We start from the raw sequence: 4,028 nt of genomic DNA, 5'->3' as shown, positions 1-4,028 counted from the left end.
TCATGCATTACGCGCGGTGCAATTCAATCCCAGTTTTGCTAAAAGTTTCTATTGGCAGGGGTTAGTACAAGTTCATCTTGGAGAATATCAACAAGGTGAAAGCTCCATCCTCAAGGCATTTGAACTCAGCCCGGCTGACCCAGAATTGATGCTCTATCTTGGGTGTCTTTACTTTGCCTTGTTTGGACAGGGGCGGTATGAAGAGGCGCTTGAGACGATTGACAAGGCGTTACTTCTGCATCCGGACGTAGGATATCATTTGGGCTTTCGTGCGGCGGTGCTGGGGCACTTGGAACAAGGTTCTGAAGCAAAGGCGGCACTAGAGCGCTACCTTACTCTGCGTCCCAACCTCAAAACCCGTGACGACTACCGCCGAATTTTTATTCCCAATTCCGCGCTGGCGGATCCCATCATTGAAGGACTGGTCAAGGCGGGCTGGGAACCTGAGGAGTGACCACAAATCCTGCTCTATTGGTGGTGGAAGTATAGTTTTTCCTCCATTTGATGAATTGTGGGGATAACAAGTGCCAAAAATCACCATCACAAAACCCCGGAATTTTGGTGCGTAAAAAAACATAGTCCGGTTTCCCCAGAATTTTATGTTGTTTTCGATAACGCAATTCTAATTTCCACATAGCCTGACCGAGCAGCTTCTCTGGCTTTGTGTTTGAGGATTTTACCGCTGACATAATACGGTAGGTTGTTGTAGCATCACGAACTTGCAAGTTATCATTCCTGCTTTATTTTGTATCTTATGAAGTTATAGGATAAAGTCATTAACCCATCTAAGATCCTTGTATTTCCATAGTTTATACAGTTTGCTTTCAGGATTTCCACAAAACTTTCCGTGTGACCATCTTATCTCTGCTTTCAAATCAATATCAAATTGCTCATTAGATGTTTTATCTTTAAAGAAAAATCGTAACAATACTTCTGGTTGTCCAGCGTCTTTGGGTAATGCTTGAATATCCAAAAACTCATATCCTTTGCTCCACTCAGAACTCGGATTCAGAATAATAGCAAATGGCTCCCCTTTATCAATACCAGCTAAGATGTACCTTACTGCGTTCACACGAAAAAACTCATGAAATATCAACTCAAATTTTTTCTTATAATTTTTCCCTTTCTTTAATTCTCTGATTTGTTCATTGAAAATTTCAGATGATTTTGAACTTACTTTTTGGCAAAATTTCTTGTATGCACGCATTACTATTGGTTCTTTAGCTGTATGCAATACAGCAACATGCTTTGCAAAAACTTTTCTGTTCTTGATTGTTGTTGCGTTGTAGTATTCAACAACCGTATCATATCCCGTAAAACTTATACCTCCGCACGCTAAATAATAAGCTTGGAATTCATGCTCAGCTGTATGCGTAAACCAATCTTTGCCCCTTAGTTTATCAAACTCAGCATGAGGCAATTTTTCAAAAACCCATTCCGGCGAACTGTTAATCAATATATTTGAGTTCTCTTTTACGGAAACTCTCCAATTCGCATTGATGATTTCTAAATCTTTTGAAGCTTTTTCAACAGAACCAATGATTTCATGCCCTATCCACGCAACATTTAACTTTGAAAATCCCTGCTGAGACATCCAAGCACCAATCGCAAGACCCGCCTTTTTTAATTTCAATGAATCTTTCCGACGATTTGGATTTTGATTGTTTTTTGATAATACTTTCAAAAAAGACTCAATATCAGAATTAGTGACATTCTTGATTTTAGCCAATGACACTTTATCAAAGTTACCATTTATTATACCAAGTCCAACTGTTAATTCAGAGAATATAGTTTGTCCTCTTGCCATACTAACAAGCCTCAAATAATAATAGTTGTTCACACTTTTGTTCTTTTTCGAAGACTTCCGAGAATATCTTATCTTCGTCTAAATTAAATAAAATCGACCAAATTTTCTCTACTCTTTTAGCTATGTGATAAGCCAATAGTGGAGGAACAGCATTTCCTATCAGTTTATAGGCTTCGGATCCACTAACTGGTATATTTCCTCTATTAGCAGAAATTATAAACTCATAATCGTCGGGAAATGCCTGTATTCTCGCACATTCACGAATGGTCAATCTCCTTTCTTTTAATCCTTTTTTTAATTCATCGTTATATTTTCCACCATGCTCAAGAGCAAGTCTTCGATATTCTATATTTCCGTGATGTTCTGATCGTATTGTTGGTCCGACACCATTTAAATTAACTTCGATTTGTCCTTGGCAGTGTTTTCCATACCATTTGGCTTTAGAATAGGTCTTTTGTGATGGGTCATTCGAATCTTCTGGTTCGGGTAGACTTGATAAAACATCCTTGACAGTAACAATCGGTAACAACTCACTGTTTTTATTGAAAGAATGAGTTGGTTGTGGATACGGATCATACTCATCACAAACATTAATGCTACTTAGTGCTTCAAGAGCATCCTTCTTTAATAGATCTTTTCTGAAACCATAAAAAATGACTCTTTCTCTTCCTTGTGGAACTCCAAACTCTGCAGCGTTTAGGACTCTTGCGCTCACAACAAGATAACCATCATTACCTATAGATTTAAAGTCATTTTCTATTATAGTTTTTGCCTCCGATAAACTGATAAGCCCTTTTACATTTTCCGCAATGAACATCTTTGGACGAGTTAGGTCAACCACTTCTCTCATCCACATATAAAGCATTCCTCTGTTTTCAAGTGTAGGATTATCAACGTGATTCAGTAACTCACCAAAATGGCTTTTATTAGAGTTAAATCCTTTGCGCTTTCCCGCAACACTAAAATCCTGACAAGGAAAGCCTCCAGTCACAATATCAATATCTTCTGGAAACTGAAACAAGCCTTGCCTTGCTCGCTTCACTAAATCAACGATACTTTCTAAATGAAAGGTTCCTTTAGGAATTCCAAACTTGCTAAAGTGGTTTTCCCAAGCGGCTTTAGCTCCCGGACGAATATCATTTGAGAAAACCGTTCTAAAGGATGTTGGTGGTAATTTGATAAAATATTCTTGAAAAACTCCGTCTATCGAGTCCGCATCAAAATGCTGATTGCTGCTCTTTTTTAAAACCTCGAAGCCTCCTTCAAATCCGAGATCCATACCTCCACACCCGGAAAATAATGAAAGTACACTCTTTTTTTTGCATCGCATTTTATTTTTCCTCAGACTGTTTGAGAAATTAAAGAAATTTCACTTAATGTTAGTATAATCATATTGCAAAATGTGTAAATACTGAAATGAATTTTTATGATTATTAGGTTGGTTTTGTATTCAAATAAATTAAGCAAAAGATAAGCGGATAAAATTAACCGACAGACATGTCATTTAACATGTCAGTTCGAAAGTATGTGAAATATTGTATAAGATAGCAGCAATTAAACAAATCTCTTCCATTGGTAGAGATGACATTCGGTAGTCTATAATATCAGTGCCTTACTAGAATTAGTGATTTGCGGTTTATTAACAGCATCAACTAATTAATAAACGCCTGCGCGCAGAATATAGTAGATTTGGACTATGCCGATTGGGCGGTTTTCCTGGTCGGCAACAACGAGACAGGTGATGGAGTGTGTTTCCATGACATGCAGGGCTTTGGCGGCAAGTTCTTCCGGAGCAATCGTTTTTGGGTTTGGGTGAGCAAATTCGTGTAGGGGTTTATCGAGAAAACTTTGCTCTTCATCAAGCAGACGCATTAAATCTCCGGTGGTAAAAACACCACTGATTTTTTCATGCTGATCGACCGCAACTACAATGCCGAGATTTTTACTGGAGAGAATATTCAGCGCTTCCCGCATTGGCATATTTTCTGGTACCACAGGCAAGGTATCGCCAGCAACCATGACATCGTTTATTCTGACAGTCAATTTACGACCGAGACTACCACCAGGATGAAACAAGGCAAAATCATCTTCACTAAACTGACGCTGCTCAAGTAAACACATGGCAAGTGAGTCACCCAAAGCCAGAGTTGCTGTACTGCTTGCTGTGGGAGTCAGTCCCAGCGGACAGGCTTCCTTTTCAACAGCAATGCTCAAATGAACT

At 38.7% G+C, this 4,028-nt stretch carries 5 protein-coding genes; 1 reads left to right on the top strand and 4 read right to left on the bottom strand.

Annotation, left to right across the window (positions count from 1 at the left end; all coding sequences use genetic code 11):
* The coding region (locus HN459_10025) for an adenylate/guanylate cyclase domain-containing protein (GenBank protein ID MBT3479778.1) at positions 1-454 on the top strand (454 nt) is incomplete at its 5' end.
* Here the strand turns inward: HN459_10025 and HN459_10020 are convergent.
* From HN459_10020 to HN459_10005, 4 genes are all read right to left on the bottom strand, one after another.
* Positions 426-725: a hypothetical protein gene (locus HN459_10020; GenBank protein ID MBT3479777.1), complete on the bottom strand. Its 300-nt coding sequence runs from the start codon at positions 723-725 to the stop codon at positions 426-428. The two genes, HN459_10025 and HN459_10020, sit on opposite strands and share 29 nt — an antisense overlap.
* A 35-nt stretch (positions 726-760) precedes the next feature.
* Entirely contained in the window at positions 761-1,807 is a 1,047-nt protein-coding gene (locus tag HN459_10015; protein ID MBT3479776.1) for a hypothetical protein, read from the bottom strand.
* Between the two features lies 1 nt (position 1,808).
* Positions 1,809-3,137: a DNA (cytosine-5-)-methyltransferase gene (gene dcm / locus HN459_10010; protein ID MBT3479775.1), complete on the bottom strand. Its 1,329-nt coding sequence runs from the start codon at positions 3,135-3,137 to the stop codon at positions 1,809-1,811.
* Positions 3,138-3,463: 326 nt separating this feature from the next.
* Positions 3,464-4,028, bottom strand: a 565-nt coding sequence (locus HN459_10005) for a CBS domain-containing protein (GenBank protein ID MBT3479774.1), incomplete at its 5' end; no start/stop codon positions are given.

Source organism: Candidatus Neomarinimicrobiota bacterium, from assembly GCA_018647265.1.
Taxonomy (GTDB): Bacteria; Fidelibacterota; Marinisomatia; order Marinisomatales; family TCS55; genus TCS55.
This window is presented reverse-complemented; position numbering and strand designations above follow the sequence as displayed.

What these genes read in the sequence shown, in the direction of transcription:
- HN459_10015 (MBT3479776.1), bottom strand. Translation starts at nt 1,807, where the DNA reads ATGGCAAGAGGACAAACTATATTCTCTGAATTAACAGTTGGACTTGGT.
- dcm (MBT3479775.1), bottom strand. Translation starts at nt 3,137, where the DNA reads ATGCGATGCAAAAAAAAGAGTGTACTTTCATTATTTTCCGGGTGTGGA.